Source organism: Streptococcus sp. HMSC076C08 (assembly GCF_001810825.1).
Lineage (GTDB): Bacteria > Bacillota > Bacilli > Lactobacillales > Streptococcaceae > Streptococcus.
Genome location: NZ_KV802736.1, coordinates 63,685 through 81,173 on the forward strand (window position 1 = coordinate 63,685; position 17,489 = coordinate 81,173).

Below are 17,489 nucleotides of genomic sequence, written 5' to 3' on the forward strand. Positions count from 1 at the left end.
TTTCATTAAATAAAGTTAGGAGGTCTTTATCTAATAACTATATAATACACGAGGAGACTTAAACTTTACTTAAGAAAAAATATTTTTTTATCTTTTTCTATCCACCCAAATCATTCCTGTACAGTCATAAGTAGATAAGGTTTCAAATCCCAGAGATCGATAGAATCCCAAGGTTTTTTCTGTCTGATCGGTCACTAGTTGGACTTGATAGGCATCTTTGTAATCACCTAAAGCCTCTTTCATCAAGTCGCTACCAATCCCTTGGCGTTGATAGCTAGGCAAAACGATCAAATCCTGGACAAAAATCGATGAAAAACCATCTCCGACTAAACGGACCAAGCCCACCACAGCATCACCATCAAGTGCTAGATAAATCGCTAATGAGTGAGACAAGGCCTTCTCCAACATCTGAGGTTGATGTGTATAATTTGTCCATCCAACTGCCTGATAGAGATGCAAAACATCCTCTAGCTTGACGATTTCTTGCTTTCTAATAGTTATCATCCCAACACCTCTTAGAATTCTCTCAAGCTCTTGTACTGCCGTCCATTTTTATCAAAATTTTCAGGAGCCAACCATGTTTCCAAACGAGCTTTAACTTGAGGCCAGTCCTTATCAATCATAGCGAGCCAATCCGTATCCCTCGTGCGCCCCTTATAAACAACTGCCTGGCGGAAGGTGCCTTCATAGATAAAGCCCAAACGTTCCGCAGCTCGTCTTGATGGCAGATTTAGAGCATCGCATTTCCACTCATAGCGACGATAGTTAAGCTCTTCAAAAACATAGCGAGCTAGGAGATATTGAGCCTCTGTCCCTATACGTGTTCCCCTGAGTTCTGGAGAAAAAGTGACAGCTCCCACTTCTATTACTCGGTTATTCTGGTCAATGCGCATGAGAGAAAAAGTTCCCAAAGCCTTACCAGTTGCCTTGTCTATAATCACGTAGTAAAAACGGTCCTTACGAGCCAACATCTGATTTAAGACGGTAACCAGTTCCTCCATATCTGCCACTGGTTCCTGAAAGAGATAGGTCCACATCTCCCGAGGAGTATCCGGACCATAAACAGCTAATAAATCCTCCGCATGCTTTTCCACCGAAAGAGCCTCTATCCGAGCGTAGCGCCCTTCTAAGAAATCAATGGAAGGCAATTCACCTGGTGTATAACCTTCCATTGACTCACCAATTATCTGACCATATTCATTTACTGGCATTGTTTTTCTCCTTGTTTTACGCTAAAAATAATATATCATAATTTGCTCTATATGGAAACTGGTGCTCTCCTCAAACCTCATCCTCAACACTACATTAGTGATTTGTTTTCTTTCTTTTATCTTCTAAGGCTTGATTAATTCGTTGGGTGAGCTTGTGAGTTTGCCAGATCTGGTACAACCATATCAGTCCATAAATTAATAAGAAAAAGAACCAAAGCAAGGGACTCAACAATGCCGAACCCCAGCCAAAAAATAGGTAGGTCAATACTAAAATAGTAGCTGTCGCTAACAAATGAACTCCTACACGCATACTATAAGCAAGAAACTCTAGCCTTTCAAGGATTAAAGTCAATACCCCCATAATTCCACTCATCAAAAACAAAGCTAGAATATTTTTTGTCGTTGGTGCGGGATAGGTAATACCTGAATAAAACTGAGCCAATAACACCAAACTCAAATAAACAAAGGAGGCCGTACGCATTCCCGATACAAAATAAGCAATCAATCGCTTCATGATTTTCTCCTATAAACCTAGATAATCCATTAAGGACTTAACGTATTTCCGACTCACACTCGATTTGAGACCCCGAGTCATCTTAGCCATCATGTTCCCTGAAAAGCTATCCGATAATGACTCTAAATGGTCAATGTTTATAACTGAATGACGTGATATCTGTATAAAGTTACGTCGATTAATTCGATTCTGAAAGTTTGTTAATGTTTCCTTAGTTTTATAAATCCCATCTACCGTATAAATGGTCAACAAATTCTTATCGATATCTGCTAGAATAAGATCCTCAATTTTCACCATAACCAGATGATCATCCGTTCGAATAGGAATGACCACCTGATTGGTCGTTGAAAATTGTTCTAAATACTCCATGACCTCTCTTGCTTGGTCGGTTAACTGAGCTGCCTGAATTAAAATGTGTGGGTCTTTTTCTGAAAACTCTGTCTTCATTTCAAAACGAATCTTCATTTTCTCTCCAATACATCTTTATTTTCTCTTGCTAAACACTTTAACAAATAAAAGCCAAAGAAGAATAGCGATGAGACTGATAATAACCACTATAAAGTATGTTTCTTCCTTTGTCAATAGTTCTTGCCAGTTGATTTGGATTCCCATTTTTTCTTGAAATTCCTGTAACAGACTGTTATTTCCTGAAAATGCGATCTCTAATCGCTCTTTCATCAAGACTTGTCGATAGAGAGAAGCAATATAAGTTGCAGGGGTACACTTCATGATAATCTGTGCAAAATCAGGTAATACTCCAATGGGGATATAAGTTCCTACTAAAAATCCAGAGGCAGTTCCCACTATCGTTGCCAGTTTACCAAGGCTATCTACAGATTGAAAACGGTAAATCAAGAGAACATTTACCAAACTTGAAAGCAGACTGCTTAACAACATAATCAAAGCAATTTCCGGTAAATGGCTGATAACTGGGCTCTCTTTAAAATAAAAACTCATAACAGCATACATAAATATCTGCATGACAAAAGAAATAACAATACTACTGATCAGATAGGAGGCCTGTAAGCCCCAGTTGCCTAAATCTGTCAAGAAAAGATCTTGATTCACTTGATTTTCGCGATCCTGTACCATTTGTTTAAGAGCCGTAAAACTGGTTGTCATCCCAGTCACAGCCAAAGTCCCACCCATCAGCCAGTTGTTTAAAAGGTTCGTACTATTAGGGAGTTGGGACCAAGAATCTGTCAAATTCTTCTGCAAAAAAATGATATAAAGGAGGAAGGAAATCAATGCCCCCAATAATGAGAAAAATACTCCCGAACGATTACGAAAATATAAGATAAAATTCCGTTTTAATAAAGCTAGCATTAGCGGACCTCTCTTCCTGTAAGTGCAATAAAGGCATCATCCATAGTACCCGAACGAAACTCAAAAGAATCAATTTTTTCTCGAACTTTTGCCAAATATTCAATGGCCTCCTGTGACGTCCTTGGATAAAAAAGATATTCCATCTCATTTTCTTCCTCGACTGTCATTCCAGTCTGTAGCAATTTTTCTAGATCCTTCATTTCCTTAAAACGAATTTTTAGAATATTAGATGCATACTGACTTTTAATAGCAGTCGCAGAACCTTGCGCAATCACTTTCCCATGATCAACGATATAGATCTGATCCGCTTCATCCGCTTCATCCAGATAATGAGTCGTTAAGATAATAGTCATCCCTTCATCCTTTTGTAGTCGATACAGTAGATCCCAGATGGATTTGCGAGTTTGAATATCAAGACCTGTCGTTGGTTCATCCAAGAAAAGAATATCTGGTCGCGAAAGAAGAGCACGCGCAATATCAACCCGACGTTTTTGCCCACCTGACAAAGTCCCATATAGTTGTTTCTGGAAAGCAGTCAAACCCAGTTGATGAATCAAATCATCCACACGACTTGCCGCAATCTCCTTATATTGTTGAGCACGAATCGTGAGATTTTCCCTAACCGTCAACATCTCATCCAGTACACTAGCTTGAAAAACCACTCCGATTTTCGTATTTGGCGCATATCGAATCTGACCTTGTGTCGGCTTTTTCAAACCGATTAACATGGAAATGGTGGTTGATTTCCCTGCACCATTGGGTCCCAAAATAGCATTGAAACTTCCTTTTTCAAACTCTAACTGAATATCATCGACAGCCATATGATTGCCGTACCGTTTAGTCAAATGTTTAGTTTGTAAAATCATATTTTTTCCTCCTCTTAACCACACTAGTTTAACAAAAAGAATGAAAGAAAAATCGACTTTTGAGATAAGCAGTTAAAATGAAAGGCCAAGTGGTAAAATAATGGGGGTTAAATTAAAGTGGTGCAGGCTGCAACCGTTTTTCTACCATCGAATCACTAGAGGATGTTGAAAAACACTTATAACCATACATTATAATTTTAAACATACGCTATAAAAGAGATGTTTTATAGCATCCGGCAGAAAAATCCAGGAGTCAATAGTATTGTTCTCGCTAAACCAAACAATAAAAAATGAATCAGAAATCATGGCACGCACTCCCTTCTAGTAAAATGAAAATGCTGAATGGGGCAGGATTGAATTTGAAGCAAGCAAGTATGGTCCTGAATTTGAAACTGCCATTAACGATAAGTCTATCTATTAGGAAAGAAATCTTCAATACAAGCAAAAACAGCTCTTGTTATCCAAGAAGAGCTGTTCTATTTTATGAAAGAGAGAGTCACTAGTGCCCCTTGTGCTTCTCTCTACGTTTTTGCTGTTTGCGTTCAAATTTCTCTTGCTTGAGCAATTGCTTTTGGAGACTGGACTGTTGTTTTGAATGCTTTTTTCGTTCCTCATACTGCAACTGTAAAAGCTCTTGTGACTTAGAAGAAACTTTCTGCTTCACCTGTTTCTTTACAGCTCGCTGCAGACGCTTCGGATTCTTAATCTTCACATGCTGTTTGACTGTTGCCTCTGGACTAAAAGATAACCGAACAAACTGAGTCTGTAAAAGTTTCAAAATTTCATCCTCTTTTGGTTCCTGACCAAATGTCACTCGACAAACTTGATAAGTTCCCTCATACTCTTGTTCAAACAATCCATGCCAAAATCCATCTTCAAAATAAACTGTCAAGCCAATTGAAACGATTTCCACGACAGCACCTCCTTAAATCTATCCCTAAGAATGGACAACCAAGGAGGAAGGTTACTGATAGGCTTGCCTACGTCTGGACTACCAACCAGAACTGTGTTTTTATCTTAGTTGGGACTATTATAGCATAATCCAATTTAAAAATCCTCCAGATTCTACTCTGAAGGATTCCTATCTTATTTCACAACGATATTAACCAATTTATTAGGTACTGCAATCACCTTCACGATTTCCTTGCCATCAATCTCCACTTTGACTTTTTCGTCAGCCAGAGCAATTTCTTGCAATTCTTCACGTGAGAGGTCTTTAGCGACCATGAGTTTGGCACGGACTTTTCCTTTGATTTGGACGACGATTTCGATTTCGTCTTCAACCAATTTGCTTTCGTCCCAAGTTGGCCAAGCTACATAAGAGATGGACTCACCTGTTGCAGCAACTGTTTGCCAGAGTTCTTCTGCCAAGTGAGGTGCAAATGGGGCAATCAATTGGATAAAACCTTTGGCGTAGTCCACATAGAGTTTGTCTTCCTTGTTGGCAGCGTTGACAAAGACCATGAGTTGGGCAATGGCTGTGTTGAATTTCATGGATTCGATTTGCTCAGTGACAGATTTGACTGTTTCATTGTAGACCTTGTCAAGAGCACCATTATTTTCCGCGACAATTTCTTTACTTGTAATCAAACGGTAAACACGGTCAAGGAATTTACGGCTTCCTTCCAGACCTTCCTCAGACCAAGCGATGGAAGCGTCAAGTGGCCCCATGAACATTTCATAAACACGAAGGGTATCGGCACCATATTGTTCCACCACATCGTCTGGGTTAACAACGTTCTTGAGGGATTTAGACATCTTGGCTGGTGCTTGCTCCAACTCTTCTCCTGTTTCCACATGGAAGAAAGAACCGTCACGTTTTTCAACCTTATCAGTCGCTACAAGAGCTCCACGGTGGTCACGGTAGCTTGTTCCCAAAATCATTCCTTGGTTAAAGAGTTTTTGGAATGGTTCCTTAGTCGGAACAACACCGAGGTCATAGAGGAATTTGTGCCAGAAACGAGCGTAAAGCAAGTGAAGAACGGCATGCTCCGCACCACCTACGTAGATATCTACTGGCAACCATTGTTTGAGGAGGTCCTCATCAGCCAATTTCTCAGTATTGTGTGGATCGATATAGCGGAGGTAGTACCAACTTGAACCAGCCCATTGTGGCATGGTGTTGGTTTCACGACGACCTTTAACACCATCTTCACGCGTCACTTCAAGCCAGTCGGTCAAGTTAGCCAATGGGCTTTCCCCAGTACCTGAAGGGCGGATATCCTTGGTGACTGGCAAGACAAGTGGCAATTCACTTTCAGGAACAGCTGTTGAAGTCCCATCTTCCCAATGAATGATTGGGATTGGCTCACCCCAGTAACGTTGACGGCTAAAGAGCCAGTCGCGGAGACGGTAGGTAACCTTCTCTTGTCCACAACCTTTCTCTTCCAACCAAGCCACAATCTTAGCAATAGCCTCTTCTTTGTTAAGTCCATCTAGGAAGTCCGAATTGACATGAAGCCCATCTTCAGTATAAGCAGCTTCTGCCACATTACCACCTTCAAGCACTTCTACGATTGGAAGACCAAACTGTTTGGCAAATTCCCAGTCACGTTGGTCGTGGGCTGGCACAGCCATGACAGCACCTGTTCCATAACTTGCAAGAACATAGTCGGCAATCCAGATTGGGATTTCTTTACCATTGACAGGGTTGATAGCATAAGCTCCAGTCCAAACCCCTGTTTTTTCCTTGGCAAGGTCTGTACGAGCCAAGTCAGACTTGAGGCTGGCTTGGTGTTTATAGTCTGCAACTGCGTCAGCTTGCTCTGGACTTGTGATAGCGTCAACCAAGTCATGCTCAGGAGCCAAGACAGTGAAAGTCGCACCGAAAAGAGTGTCCGGACGAGTCGTAAAGACGGTGAATTCCTTGTCTGTTCCCTTAACTTTAAAGGTTACATTGGCACCAGTTGATTTACCAATCCAGTTGCGTTGCATATCCTTGATAGATTCTGGCCAATCCAACTCATCCAAGTCATTAAGCAATCGCTCTGCATAGGCCGTGATTTTAAGCATCCATTGACGCATCGGTTTGCGGACAACGGGATAGCCTCCACGCTCAGAGGTCCCGTCAGGAAGGACTTCTTCATTAGCGATGGCTGTTCCCAACTCTTCAACCCAGTTTACAGGGACTTCAGCTTCATAGGCCAAGCCTTTTTCGTAAAGCTTGGTGAAAATCCACTGCGTCCACTTGTAGTAGTTTGGATCTGTGGTGTTGACTTCACGATCCCAGTCGTAAGAGAATCCAAGCGCATTGATTTGGCGTTTGAAGTTGGCAATATTTTCCGCCGTAAATTCTGCTGGGTCATTCCCTGTATCCATAGCGTATTGCTCTGCAGGCAATCCAAAGGCATCCCAACCCATTGGGTGAAGAACATTGTAGCCTTGCGCACGTTTGTAACGGCTGAGAATATCCGTTGCTGTATAACCTTCTGGGTGTCCTACGTGCAATCCGGCTCCTGAAGGATAAGGGAACATGTCGAGAGCATAAAACTTCGGTTTTGAAGCATCTGTTCCTGTCTTAAATGTATGATGTTGGGCCCAATAGCCCTGCCACTTGGGCTCAATTTCTTTATGATTGTAAAAACTCATGCTATTTCTCCAATTTTATGATGTTACTATTATACCATTTTTGGGGGAATTTGAAAGTCGAGAAATGTTCTTTTAGACTTGGATAACAAGAAATACTGAGTCGCAAATCCACCTTATTTAACAGGAAAAAAATTAGCTCCTAATCGGAGCTAACTTCTATCAATTTTTTATTTCTCCCATCTTCTCACACCCTAGTTCTCGATAGCTACGGTCACCAACAACTTCTACGCTAAACTGACCGTCCTCATATTCAAGAATCGTCACGCTACCATTATCCAGACCATGCGGATGCATGCCATTGATCAGATAAACAATGGTACCAATCGTCATTCCATGGCTCACAACGAGGGCATTACCCCCACCTTGTTCTTCCATTTCTTTAGCAATCGCTTCAAAGCCTTCCTTGATTCGACCACTGAGTTTTTCCCAACCTTCAGCCCAGCCTGCAGTATCAACCTCTACCAAACCTTCTGCTAGTTCTGCATAGGACAACTGATGAACATGGTCTACATTGAAAATTCTCGGAATCAATCCCATAAAGAGGTCCCCATCATAGGCCCCATCAAAACTACCAAAGCACCACTCTCTGATGCGCTTGTCCATGCGGTAAGGGATTTTCCCCTGTAGTCCAAGTTCTTCTAGGATAATTCCCATGGTTTGAATAGTGCGACCTGAATCACTGGAATAAGCGCGGTCAAACTGCAAGCCAGACTCTCTCAAGCCAATTCCCAGTTCATGGATTCCCAACTCACCTTCTGCAGTCAGAGGTGTATCACTCCATCCTTGAGCACGTCCAATGGTGTTAAACATCGTTTTCCCATGACGGACCAAATACAATCTTACTTTAGACATTTTCTATCCTCCATTTTCTTCTATTATATCATGGATCAAAGAAATATTCGGCTTTCAAAAGCAAAGCCAACATTTGTAAATTATCCAAAAGAAAAGCTACCCTCATGGTAGCTTCCCTAGGAGATTATTATGAAAAAGTTTAGGATTTCTATTAAATAAAGTTAGGAGGTCTTTATTTAATGATTATAGTATACACAGTCATCCTTAAACTCAACTTAAATCCTCTCGCTTTTTTATTAATTTTTAAAACTATGGATTGGAGCTGGGATTTGCCCACCGCGAGAGATGAAATCAACAGACGAAGCCCCGTTGACCTTCATAACTGGAGCTGTCCCTAGCAAGCCTCCAAACTCAATCATATCGCCTTCTTTGCCCTTTGGAATAATACGGACGGCCGTTGTTTTCATGTTAATGACACCAATTGCCGCCTCATCCGCAATCATAGCTGCAATGGTTTCAGCAGGCGTATCTTCCGGAATGGCAATCATATCCAGCCCAACAGAACAGATAGCCGTCATGGCTTCTAGTTTCTCTAAATTCAGAGAGCCATCTTGTACCGCACCAATCATCCCCTCATCTTCAGAAACGGGGATAAAAGCACCTGACAAGCCACCGACTTGGTTACAAGCCATCACTCCGCCCTTCTTAACTTGGTCATTCAAAAGAGCGAGGGCAGCCGTCGTCCCATGCGTACCAACTGTTTCTAGGCCCATTTCCTCAAGGACACGAGCCACAGAATCGCCAACTGCAGGAGTTGGTGCCAAGCTTAGGTCGACAATCCCAAAGTCAACACCCAGTCTCTCGCTGGCCATTTGACCGACTAGCTGACCAATACGAGTAATCTTAAAGGCTGTTTTCTTGACCGTCTCAGCTACAACATCAAAACTCTGACCACGAACTTTCTCCAAGGCGCGTTTGACAACACCAGGACCTGAAACACCAACATTGATGATAACATCTGCTTCCCCAACACCATGGAAAGCCCCTGCCATAAAAGGATTGTCCTCAACAGCATTAGCAAATACGACCAACTTGGCCGCACCCATATCTGATAGCGCAGCTGTTTCCTTGATGATACGCCCCATATCAGCGACCGCAGTCATGTTGATACCTGACTTGGTCGAGCCAATGTTAACAGACGAACAAACCTTGTCTGTCTCAGCTAGAGCGCGCGGGATAGAATTGATGAGAATTTCATCACCTTTTTGATAACCCTTTTGTACCAAGGCAGAGAATCCACCAATAAAATCAACACCGATCTCCTTGGCAGCCTTGTCAAGAGCCTTTGCCAAAACAAGATAGTCCGTCGCATCAGTCGCTGCACCAATTAAAGAAATCGGAGTCACCGATACTCGTTTATTAACAATAGGAATCCCAAGTTCTGCAGCAATTTCGTCTCCTACAGCCACTAAATTTGCAGCTTTAGTGGTGATTTTTTGGTAAATCTTTTCAGCAGCACGTTCAATATCTGGATCAATACAATCCAAAAGGGAAATCCCCATGGTGATGGTTCTGATATCGAAGTTCTGCTCCTCGATCATGGCAATGGTTTCTGTAACTTGTCTAATATCCATAGCCACCTCCTAGATATTATACATAGCGTCAAAAATCGCCGCACTTTGAATATTTATTTTGACATTCAAGGTCTGACCGAAAGTTTCAAACTCATTTCGAAGATAAGTGAAATCCTGTTTTTCGTCACTAGAAACGACCGCCATCATAGTAAAGTATTCATCCAACACCGTCTGAGAAATATCGTCAATATTCAAACCCAACTCTGCAATCTTAGTAGACACGCCTGCAACGATCCCAGCCTTGTCCTTACCAACCACTGTAATAATAGCCTTCATCCTTATACCCCATTTCTACGATTTTTAGAAAACCTGAACGTTTTTGATTTTCTTTTTTCCTAGTATAGCATATTTCCATAGAAAATACTAAAAAACGCCTGCTTACGAAGTTGTTCTTAAGAAAAAAACAATTTCGTAAACAAGCGTCTACCCTATCAAATGATGATGAGTGTTCCCGCTAGGACATAAGTCCCAGCGGTAGACCAGAGCTAGACTAAGAGCACAAGACTCCATCATCATAACACTCAACAAAATTGATGATTTTATACTAATTCGATGATCGCCATTGGCGCAGCATCACCACGACGTGGTTCAGTTTTAAGGATACGAGTGTATCCACCGTTACGTTCAGCATAACGAGGTGCGATTTCTGAGAACAATTTTTGAAGTGCTGTAGTAGAAGTGTACTTATCAGTTGCTTCATCATAGTTTTCAGATGCGATTTCATTACGTACGAAAGCAGCTGCTTGACGACGTGCATGCAAATCACCACGTTTACCTAGAGTAATCATTTTTTCAACAGTTTTACGGATTTCTTTAGCACGAGCTTCAGTTGTCACGATTGATTCGTTGATCAAAAGGTCAGTTGTCAAATCGCGAAGCATTGCTTTACGTTGTGAGCTAGTGCGTCCTAGTTTACGGTAAGCCATGTATTCCTCCTTTATTTATCTTTTAATCCAAGACCCAAGTCAATGAGTTTGAGTTTCACTTCTTCCAAACTCTTGCGTCCAAGATTTCGTACCTTCATCATCTCTGCTTCAGATTTTTCTGTCAAATCATGCACAGTATTGATACCGGCACGTTTCAAACAGTTGTATGAACGCACAGACAAGTCCAGTTCCTCAATCGTACGATCCAAAATACGATCGTCAGATTCAGTATCAGCTTCTTTCATCACTTCAGTTGACTTAGCAATCTCAGTAAGATTTGTAAACAAATCAAGATGTTCTGTCAAGATACGCGCTGAAAGCCCTAAAGCATCTTCTGGAATAATTGTTCCATTAGTCAAGATTTCAAGGGTTAATTTGTCAAATCCATCATTGCTACCTACACGAGCAGGCTCTACTTGATAGTTGACTTTTGTAACTGGTGTATAAATAGAATCTACAGCAAGTGTTCCAACTGGTGCATTATCTTTTTTGTTTTCATCAGCAGGTACATATCCACGACCACTGTTAACAGTCATTGTCGCTTTTAGAGAAGAACCTTCACCGATTGTAAAGAGATAATGATCTGGATTTACAATCTCAATATCACTATCAGTCAAAATGTCTCCAGCTGTAATTTCAGCAGGACCTTCAACGTCAAGTTCAATGATTTTTTCGTCTTCAACGTATGATTTCACTGCAATCCCTTTAATGTTCAGAATGATTTGCATCACGTCTTCACGAACACCTGGGACTGTGTCAAACTCATGCAAGACACCTTCAATGTTGATAGATGTCACTGCTGCTCCTGGTAGAGAAGCTAGTAGTACACGACGAAGAGAGTTACCAAGAGTTGTACCGTAGCCACGTTCAAGTGGTTCGATTACAAACTTGCCATAATCTTTATTTTCATCAATTTTTGTTATATTTGGTTTTTCAAACTCAATCATTTAGTTACTCCCTCTTAAACGAAAAGCAGTGTAATGCGATGATTATACACGGCGACGTTTTGGAGGACGAGCACCATTGTGTGGCACTGGAGTCACATCACGAATTGCTGTTACTTCAAGACCAGCGGCAGCAAGCGCACGAATAGCTGACTCACGACCAGAACCTGGACCTTTTACAGTAACTTCAACTGATTTAAGACCGTGTTCTTGTGCAGATTTAGCAGCAGCTTCAGAAGCCATTTGAGCAGCGAATGGTGTAGATTTACGAGAACCTTTGAAACCAAGAGCACCAGCTGATGACCAAGCAATTGCATTACCATGCACATCAGTAATCATAACAATAGTGTTATTAAATGTAGCGTGAATATGAGCAATACCAGATTCGATATTCTTTTTCACACGACGTTTACGTGTTGGTTTAGCCAAGACTTTTACCTCCTATATTATTTTTTCTTACCAGCAATCGCAACAGCTTTACCTTTACGAGTGCGAGCGTTGTTTTTGGTGTTTTGTCCACGGACAGGAAGTCCACGACGGTGACGAATACCACGGTAAGAACCGATTTCCATCAAACGTTTGATGTTCAAGTTTACTTCACGACGAAGGTCACCTTCAACTTTGATTGCATCCACTTCACGACGGATAGCATCTTCTTGATCTGACGTAAGGTCACGTACACGAACATCTTCTGAAATTCCAGCAGCAGCCAAAATTTTCTTAGATGTTGCAAGTCCGATACCATAAACGTAAGTTAATGAGATTACTACGCGTTTGTCATTTGGAATGTCAACTCCAGCAATACGAGCCATGTTTTCTCCTTTCTATCTTATCCTTGACGTTGTTTGTGTTTTGGATTTGCTGGGCAAATTACCATAACACGACCATTACGACGAATTACTTTACAGTATTCGCAAATTGGTTTGACCGATGGTCTTACTTTCATTTCTTATCCCTCCAAGTTTTTCGATTATTTAAAGCGGTAAGTGATACGTCCACGTGTCAAGTCATATGGACTCATCTCGACAGTAACACGATCTCCCGCTAAAATACGAATATAGTTTTTACGAATTTTACCAGAAACTGTTGCTAAAATCTGATGTCCATTTTCAAGTTCAACCGTAAACATTGCGTTAGGCATTGTATCGACTACTTTGCCTTCAACTTCAATCACATCGTCTTTTGCCACGCAAAAGCACCTCCATAAATTTCGATTCGATGCCTCTGAAAACAGAGACAACAATTATAAGTCAGACTATCTCAGTATAACATTTGTAGCGATTTTTTGCAAGTGTGAAAAACGCTTTATTTCAAATTTGTCAATACTTTTTCGATGTCTTTGAACACATCATTGATATCTTGATTTCCTTCGATATCGTGGACCAAACCTTTGGCACGGTAGTGAGCAATGATTGGTTCACCTTGTGCGATATTGACATCCAAACGACGCTTCACTGTCTCGGGTTTGTCATCTTCACGTTGGTAATAATCTTCTTCCTTATAATCAACTGGTGGGTTGAAAACTTTGTGGAAGGTTTCACCTGTTTCGCGGTGGATGATACGGCCACTCAAACGTTCCAAGAGACAATCTGGGTTCACTTCGATATTGATCACACCTTCTAGTTCGATACCAAGTTCAGCCAATGTTTTGTCCAAGGCATGAGCTTGTTCAATCGTACGTGGGTAACCATCCAACAAGAAACCTGTTTCTTTGATGTCGTTCTGAGAAAGGCGTTCTTTAACAATTCCATTTGTAACTTCATCCGGAACCAACTCACCTTTGTCAATATATGACTTCGCAAGTACACCCATTTCAGTTTGATTTGCCATAGCAGCACGGAACATATCTCCAGTTGAAATGTGTGCCACGTGGAATTGCTCCACAATTTTTGCTGCTTGCGTTCCCTTACCTGCTCCAGGTAAGCCCATAATCAAAAGATTCATGATAGGATCTCCTTATTTTGTATTTAAATAGAAGCAGAAATTTGTTTCAACCCCTATTTAAAAACAAAATAGAAGAGGGGAGACGAAAATCTCTCTGATAGATAGATCTTCATACTCCACTCTCTAAGCAAAAGTAATTTTGCTTTTATTCTGTTTTATCCATGAAACCAACATACTTACGTTTCAATAGGTAACCTTCTAGCTGTTTGATTCCTTCAATACCTGTTGAGATAATGATCAAAAGACTAGTTCCCCCAAAAGCAACAGCTTCTGAAAGACCAAAGACATCTTTTGCCACAATCGGCAAGATTGAAATCACACCTAGGAAGATCGATCCGACAGTCGCAAGGCGACGAAGAAGTTTCGACATGAACTCTTCAGTACCCTTACCAGGACGGACACCATGAATGTAGGCTCCACTCTTTTGTAAGTTTTCTGCTGCTTTCTCTGGATTGATCTGTACAAATGTATAGAAGAATGTAAAGAGAATGATCAACAAGGCATACATGGCAACACCTGTCGGAGATGTTGTAGATAACATTTCCTGTGCTGTACGTACCCAAGCCCAATCATGACCTGTAGCACTCAAAAACTGAAGAATGGCTGCAGGTGCTGCTGTAATGGAACTTGCAAAGATAACTGGGATAACCCCCGCTGGGTTTACCTTCAATGGAAGGTATGAGCTTGATGGGGCTCCTTGAGCAACTTTTGTATATTGGATTGGAATTTTATATTCTGCCTGTTGAACATAGGTTGTAAAGTATACAATCAACAAGACAGCGATAATCAAAATAACGACAAAGATAATAGATGAAGTCAAACGGCTACTTGGAATATTGACGAAGTAGTCAACATAGATTCCTTTAATCATTTCAGGGATTGAAGCAACAATACCTGCAAAGATGATCATAGAAACACCGTTTCCGTATCCCTTATCTGTAATTTGTTCCCCGAGCCACGTTACAATCATACTACCTGCTGTAAGGATAATACCAATGGTAACAAAAACCTGTGGAGTTAACGCTGTCGTTAATAATTTCGCTCCAGATAGAGTATTAAATCCTGCTGTAATCCCGATAGATTGAACAAATGCAAGTACAAGTGCAATATAACGAGTAGCCTGATTTAGTTTTCTCCGTCCTACTTCCCCTTGTTTGCCCCATTCTACAAACTTCGGTAAAATATCCATTTGTAGCAATTGAACAACGATGGAAGCAGTGATATACGGACTTACTCCGAGTGCGAAAACGGAGAAGTTCTTCATGGCATTCCCTGAAACAAGACTAAGCATGTTCAAGAAAGATAAACCACTGAGAGCTTCTAAACTTTTTGCATTCACACCTGGAACAGTAATACTTGTCCCAATACGGAAAACAAGAATGATAAAAATTGTAAAAAGAATTTTTGATCGAACTTGTTTAACCTTGAGCGCTTCTTTTAGTAATTTAAAAAACATGGGTCACCTCTCTTAGATGACTTCTACAGAACCACCTTTAGCAGTGATAGCTTCCTCAGCTGATTTAGAGAATTTAGCTGCTTTCACAGTCAATTTCTTAGTCAACTCACCGTTACCAAGAATTTTAACTCCTGATTTTTCAGCTTTCACAATTCCTGCTTCGATAAGTACAACTGGAGTTACTTCTGCACCGTCTTCAAAGACGTTCAATTGGTCAAGGTTTACAATTGCATATTCTTTAGCGTTGATATTAGTGAATCCACGTTTTGGAAGACGACGGAACAATGGAGTTTGTCCACCTTCAAAACCAAGGCGAACTCCGCCACCGCTACGAGCTTTTTGACCTTTTTGACCGCGACCAGATGTTTTACCGTTACCTGATGAAGTACCACGACCAACACGGTTACGTACTTTACGAGAACCTTCTGCAGGTTTCAATTCATGAAGTTTCATTATATTTTCTCCTCTTTTGTAAAATGCTAGCGCCGATAAGAGAGAAAAGGTTGTCTCCCTTATCAACTCGCCTATACATGGTCATCTTAGATGACTATACCTAGTTTTAGGGGATGAGTATTGCCACATCCCCTAAAAATTCATTAGTTTACTTCTTCAACTGTTACCAAGTGAGATACTGCAGTGATCATACCACGGATAGCAGCGTTGTCTTCTTTGATAACAGAGCTGTTCAATTTGCCAAGTCCAAGTGCTACAACAGTTTTACGTTGTGATGGAATGCGTCCGATTGGAGACTTAGTCAAAGTAATTTTAATTTGAGCCATTTTATCCCCTTTCTTATGCCAAATCAGAAACTGAAATACCACGAAGGGCAGCAACTTCTTCAGCGCGTTTCAATTGTTTCAAACCTTCAACAGTTGCGCGAACAATGTTGATTGGAGTGTTAGAACCAAGTGATTTAGATGTAATATCTGCCACACCTGCCAATTCCACAACGGCACGAACTGCACCACCAGCGGCAACCCCAGAACCTTCTACAGCAGGTTTCAACAATACTTTAGCTCCACCGAATTCTGAAAGAACTTCGTGTGGGATTGTTGTCCCAACCATAGGAACTTCAATCAAGTTTTTCTTAGCATCTTCTACTGCTTTGCGGATTGCTTCTGGAACTTCTTGAGCTTTACCAGTACCAAATCCTACGCGACCGTTGTGGTCACCAACAACAACAAGAGCTGCGAAACGAAGACGACGTCCACCTTTAACAACTTTTGTAACACGGTTGACAGCAACTACGCGTTCTTCTAATTCAACTGCATTGTCTTTAAATGCCATTTTCTAGTGTCCTCCTATTAGAATTTCAATCCGTTTTCACGAGCTGCATCAGCCAAAGCTTTCACACGTCCGTGATATAGATATCCACCGCGGTCGAACACCACTTCTGAAATACCTTTAGCGTTTGCACGTTCTGCAACGAGTTTACCGACAGTAACGGCTTGTTCAGTTTTAGTTCCTTTTGAAACTTCTTTGTCAAGAGTTGAAGCACTTGCGAGCGTTACACCCGCTACGTCATCAATCACTTGAGCGTAGATGCCTGTATTAGAACGGAATACGTTCAAACGTGGGCGATCAGCAGTTCCAGAGAGTTTTCCGCGAACGCGACGGTGGCGTTTTTGGCGGAGTTTGTTTTTATCTGGTTTAGAAATCACAGTTTTCACCTCTTTAGTTTTAAATCGTGTGCTATGCACTAAGTTGGAAAATAGGTTGGTGGTTAAAAATCAACCACTCAACATTATTTACCTGTTTTACCTTCTTTACGTCGAACGAATTCACCAACGTAACGGATACCTTTACCTTTATATGGTTCTGGTGAACGAAGGCTACGTACGTAAGCAGCTGTTTGACCAACTACTTCTTTTGAAATTCCGCTAACAACGATTGTTGTTGGGTTTGGAAGTTCAAAAGTAATTCCTTCTGGAGCTTCAACTTCGTCTGGATGAGATTTACCAACAGCCAAAACAAGTTTAGATCCTTGAAGTTGTGCACGGTAACCAACCCCGCGCATTTCAAGTTCTTTCTTGAATCCTTCTGATACACCAACAACCATGTTGTTCAAAAGGGCACGAGTAGTTCCGTGGATTGTTTTCATTTCTTTTGAATCGTTTGGACGGTGAAGAGTTACTTCAGTACCTTCCACACGAATTTCAATATCTTTTGAGAACTCACGAGTAAGTTCTCCTTTAGGTCCTTTTACAGTTACAACGTTGTCATTGTTAGTGATTTCAACACCAGCAGGCAACACGATAACTTTATTACCAATACGTGACATATTTTTA

24 protein-coding genes are annotated in these 17,489 nt (G+C 41.1%); all 24 read right to left on the reverse strand.

The annotated features are described in order from the left end of the window. Window positions 1–87 precede the first annotated feature (87 nt). Window positions 88–504: a GNAT family N-acetyltransferase gene (locus HMPREF2766_RS08535; RefSeq protein WP_042902985.1), complete on the reverse strand. Its 417-nt coding sequence runs from the start codon at window positions 502–504 to the stop codon at window positions 88–90. Window positions 505–515: 11 nt separating this feature from the next. Next, entirely contained in the window at window positions 516–1,211 is a 696-nt protein-coding gene (locus HMPREF2766_RS08540) for a GNAT family N-acetyltransferase (protein ID WP_042902986.1), read from the reverse strand. 94 nt (window positions 1,212–1,305) lie between these two features. Next, on the reverse strand, window positions 1,306–1,725 hold the full coding sequence (locus HMPREF2766_RS08545; protein ID WP_000825486.1) for a DUF3021 domain-containing protein: 420 nt from the start codon (window positions 1,723–1,725) through the stop codon (window positions 1,306–1,308). Between the two features lie 9 nt (window positions 1,726–1,734). After that, complete coding sequence (locus tag HMPREF2766_RS08550; RefSeq protein WP_000701939.1) at window positions 1,735–2,190, reverse strand: LytTR family DNA-binding domain-containing protein; 456 nt, start codon at window positions 2,188–2,190, stop codon at window positions 1,735–1,737. An 18-nt stretch (window positions 2,191–2,208) separates the two neighbouring features. Then, the gene (locus HMPREF2766_RS08555) at window positions 2,209–3,051 is read right to left on the reverse strand and encodes an ABC transporter permease (RefSeq protein ID WP_044021459.1); all 843 of its coding nucleotides are present in this window, start codon (window positions 3,049–3,051) and stop codon (window positions 2,209–2,211) included. Further along, window positions 3,051–3,917 carry an ABC transporter ATP-binding protein gene (locus HMPREF2766_RS08560; protein ID WP_044021460.1) on the reverse strand — a complete coding sequence of 289 codons (867 nt, stop codon included), beginning with the start codon at window positions 3,915–3,917 and terminating at the stop codon, window positions 3,051–3,053. Before HMPREF2766_RS08560 ends, HMPREF2766_RS08555 begins: the two co-directional genes overlap by 1 nt. A 499-nt stretch (window positions 3,918–4,416) precedes the next feature. Continuing rightward, a complete protein-coding gene (locus HMPREF2766_RS08565; protein WP_070569314.1) occupies window positions 4,417–4,830 on the reverse strand; it encodes a YjdF family protein in 414 nt (137 codons plus the stop codon). Between the two features lie 173 nt (window positions 4,831–5,003). Then, entirely contained in the window at window positions 5,004–7,505 is a 2,502-nt protein-coding gene (gene leuS / locus HMPREF2766_RS08570; protein ID WP_070569317.1) for a leucine--tRNA ligase, read from the reverse strand. 159 nt (window positions 7,506–7,664) lie between these two features. Then, on the reverse strand, window positions 7,665–8,357 hold the full coding sequence (locus HMPREF2766_RS08575) for a histidine phosphatase family protein (protein ID WP_070569320.1): 693 nt from the start codon (window positions 8,355–8,357) through the stop codon (window positions 7,665–7,667). A gap of 236 nt (window positions 8,358–8,593) precedes the next feature. Further along, window positions 8,594–9,931, reverse strand: a complete 1,338-nt coding sequence (locus tag HMPREF2766_RS08580; RefSeq protein ID WP_000354871.1) for a PFL family protein — start codon at window positions 9,929–9,931, stop codon at window positions 8,594–8,596. 9 nt (window positions 9,932–9,940) lie between these two features. Continuing rightward, a complete protein-coding gene (locus tag HMPREF2766_RS08585; RefSeq protein ID WP_000644111.1) occupies window positions 9,941–10,207 on the reverse strand; it encodes an ACT domain-containing protein in 267 nt (88 codons plus the stop codon). Between the two features lie 263 nt (window positions 10,208–10,470). After that, on the reverse strand, window positions 10,471–10,857 hold the full coding sequence (gene rplQ / locus HMPREF2766_RS08590; protein WP_000331493.1) for a 50S ribosomal protein L17: 387 nt from the start codon (window positions 10,855–10,857) through the stop codon (window positions 10,471–10,473). A gap of 11 nt (window positions 10,858–10,868) precedes the next feature. Next, window positions 10,869–11,804: a DNA-directed RNA polymerase subunit alpha gene (locus HMPREF2766_RS08595; protein ID WP_000568993.1), complete on the reverse strand. Its 936-nt coding sequence runs from the start codon at window positions 11,802–11,804 to the stop codon at window positions 10,869–10,871. 42 nt (window positions 11,805–11,846) lie between these two features. Next, window positions 11,847–12,230, reverse strand: a complete 384-nt coding sequence (gene rpsK, locus HMPREF2766_RS08600) for a 30S ribosomal protein S11 (protein ID WP_001118385.1) — start codon at window positions 12,228–12,230, stop codon at window positions 11,847–11,849. Window positions 12,231–12,247: 17 nt separating this feature from the next. After that, entirely contained in the window at window positions 12,248–12,613 is a 366-nt protein-coding gene (rpsM, locus tag HMPREF2766_RS08605; protein ID WP_000090781.1) for a 30S ribosomal protein S13, read from the reverse strand. A gap of 17 nt (window positions 12,614–12,630) precedes the next feature. Beyond that, window positions 12,631–12,747 carry a 50S ribosomal protein L36 gene (gene rpmJ, locus HMPREF2766_RS08610; RefSeq protein ID WP_001808836.1) on the reverse strand — a complete coding sequence of 39 codons (117 nt, stop codon included), beginning with the start codon at window positions 12,745–12,747 and terminating at the stop codon, window positions 12,631–12,633. Between the two features lie 24 nt (window positions 12,748–12,771). Then, window positions 12,772–12,990 (reverse strand): translation initiation factor IF-1, encoded by a 219-nt coding sequence (gene infA, locus HMPREF2766_RS08615; RefSeq protein ID WP_001029883.1) that lies wholly within the window; start codon window positions 12,988–12,990, stop codon window positions 12,772–12,774. Window positions 12,991–13,106: 116 nt separating this feature from the next. Next, window positions 13,107–13,745 carry an adenylate kinase gene (locus HMPREF2766_RS08620; RefSeq protein WP_001050447.1) on the reverse strand — a complete coding sequence of 213 codons (639 nt, stop codon included), beginning with the start codon at window positions 13,743–13,745 and terminating at the stop codon, window positions 13,107–13,109. Between the two features lie 145 nt (window positions 13,746–13,890). Further along, the gene (gene secY / locus HMPREF2766_RS08625) at window positions 13,891–15,201 is read right to left on the reverse strand and encodes a preprotein translocase subunit SecY (protein WP_000465387.1); all 1,311 of its coding nucleotides are present in this window, start codon (window positions 15,199–15,201) and stop codon (window positions 13,891–13,893) included. A 12-nt stretch (window positions 15,202–15,213) separates the two neighbouring features. Then, window positions 15,214–15,654, reverse strand: a complete 441-nt coding sequence (rplO, locus tag HMPREF2766_RS08630; protein WP_000766089.1) for a 50S ribosomal protein L15 — start codon at window positions 15,652–15,654, stop codon at window positions 15,214–15,216. 143 nt (window positions 15,655–15,797) lie between these two features. Continuing rightward, entirely contained in the window at window positions 15,798–15,980 is a 183-nt protein-coding gene (gene rpmD, locus HMPREF2766_RS08635; RefSeq protein WP_000057241.1) for a 50S ribosomal protein L30, read from the reverse strand. A gap of 13 nt (window positions 15,981–15,993) precedes the next feature. Continuing rightward, entirely contained in the window at window positions 15,994–16,488 is a 495-nt protein-coding gene (gene rpsE / locus HMPREF2766_RS08640; RefSeq protein ID WP_000874204.1) for a 30S ribosomal protein S5, read from the reverse strand. A gap of 17 nt (window positions 16,489–16,505) precedes the next feature. Further along, the gene (gene rplR / locus HMPREF2766_RS08645) at window positions 16,506–16,862 is read right to left on the reverse strand and encodes a 50S ribosomal protein L18 (protein WP_004244055.1); all 357 of its coding nucleotides are present in this window, start codon (window positions 16,860–16,862) and stop codon (window positions 16,506–16,508) included. Window positions 16,863–16,945: 83 nt separating this feature from the next. Continuing rightward, window positions 16,946–17,482, reverse strand: coding sequence for a 50S ribosomal protein L6 (gene rplF / locus HMPREF2766_RS08650; RefSeq protein WP_000086626.1), 537 nt, complete (start codon window positions 17,480–17,482; stop codon window positions 16,946–16,948). Window positions 17,483–17,489 lie beyond the last annotated feature (7 nt).

Coding starts and splice junctions, on each gene's coding strand:
- HMPREF2766_RS08555 (WP_044021459.1), bottom strand. CDS start 3,051: ATGCTAGCTTTATTAAAACGGAATTTTATCTTATATTTTCGTAATCGT.
- HMPREF2766_RS08580 (WP_000354871.1), bottom strand. CDS start 9,931: ATGGATATTAGACAAGTTACAGAAACCATTGCCATGATCGAGGAGCAG.
- rpsE (WP_000874204.1), bottom strand. CDS start 16,488: ATGGCATTTAAAGACAATGCAGTTGAATTAGAAGAACGCGTAGTTGCT.
- rplQ (WP_000331493.1), bottom strand. CDS start 10,857: ATGGCTTACCGTAAACTAGGACGCACTAGCTCACAACGTAAAGCAATG.
- HMPREF2766_RS08535 (WP_042902985.1), bottom strand. CDS start 504: ATGATAACTATTAGAAAGCAAGAAATCGTCAAGCTAGAGGATGTTTTG.
- leuS (WP_070569317.1), bottom strand. CDS start 7,505: ATGAGTTTTTACAATCATAAAGAAATTGAGCCCAAGTGGCAGGGCTAT.
- HMPREF2766_RS08585 (WP_000644111.1), bottom strand. CDS start 10,207: ATGAAGGCTATTATTACAGTGGTTGGTAAGGACAAGGCTGGGATCGTT.
- rpmD (WP_000057241.1), bottom strand. CDS start 15,980: ATGGCTCAAATTAAAATTACTTTGACTAAGTCTCCAATCGGACGCATT.
- HMPREF2766_RS08620 (WP_001050447.1), bottom strand. CDS start 13,745: ATGAATCTTTTGATTATGGGCTTACCTGGAGCAGGTAAGGGAACGCAA.
- HMPREF2766_RS08545 (WP_000825486.1), bottom strand. CDS start 1,725: ATGAAGCGATTGATTGCTTATTTTGTATCGGGAATGCGTACGGCCTCC.
- HMPREF2766_RS08550 (WP_000701939.1), bottom strand. CDS start 2,190: ATGAAGATTCGTTTTGAAATGAAGACAGAGTTTTCAGAAAAAGACCCA.
- rpmJ (WP_001808836.1), bottom strand. CDS start 12,747: ATGAAAGTAAGACCATCGGTCAAACCAATTTGCGAATACTGTAAAGTA.
- HMPREF2766_RS08575 (WP_070569320.1), bottom strand. CDS start 8,357: ATGTCTAAAGTAAGATTGTATTTGGTCCGTCATGGGAAAACGATGTTT.
- rplF (WP_000086626.1), bottom strand. CDS start 17,482: ATGTCACGTATTGGTAATAAAGTTATCGTGTTGCCTGCTGGTGTTGAA.
- HMPREF2766_RS08540 (WP_042902986.1), bottom strand. CDS start 1,211: ATGCCAGTAAATGAATATGGTCAGATAATTGGTGAGTCAATGGAAGGT.
- HMPREF2766_RS08595 (WP_000568993.1), bottom strand. CDS start 11,804: ATGATTGAGTTTGAAAAACCAAATATAACAAAAATTGATGAAAATAAA.
- rpsM (WP_000090781.1), bottom strand. CDS start 12,613: ATGGCTCGTATTGCTGGAGTTGACATTCCAAATGACAAACGCGTAGTA.
- rplO (WP_000766089.1), bottom strand. CDS start 15,654: ATGAAACTTCATGAATTGAAACCTGCAGAAGGTTCTCGTAAAGTACGT.
- HMPREF2766_RS08560 (WP_044021460.1), bottom strand. CDS start 3,917: ATGATTTTACAAACTAAACATTTGACTAAACGGTACGGCAATCATATG.
- secY (WP_000465387.1), bottom strand. CDS start 15,201: ATGTTTTTTAAATTACTAAAAGAAGCGCTCAAGGTTAAACAAGTTCGA.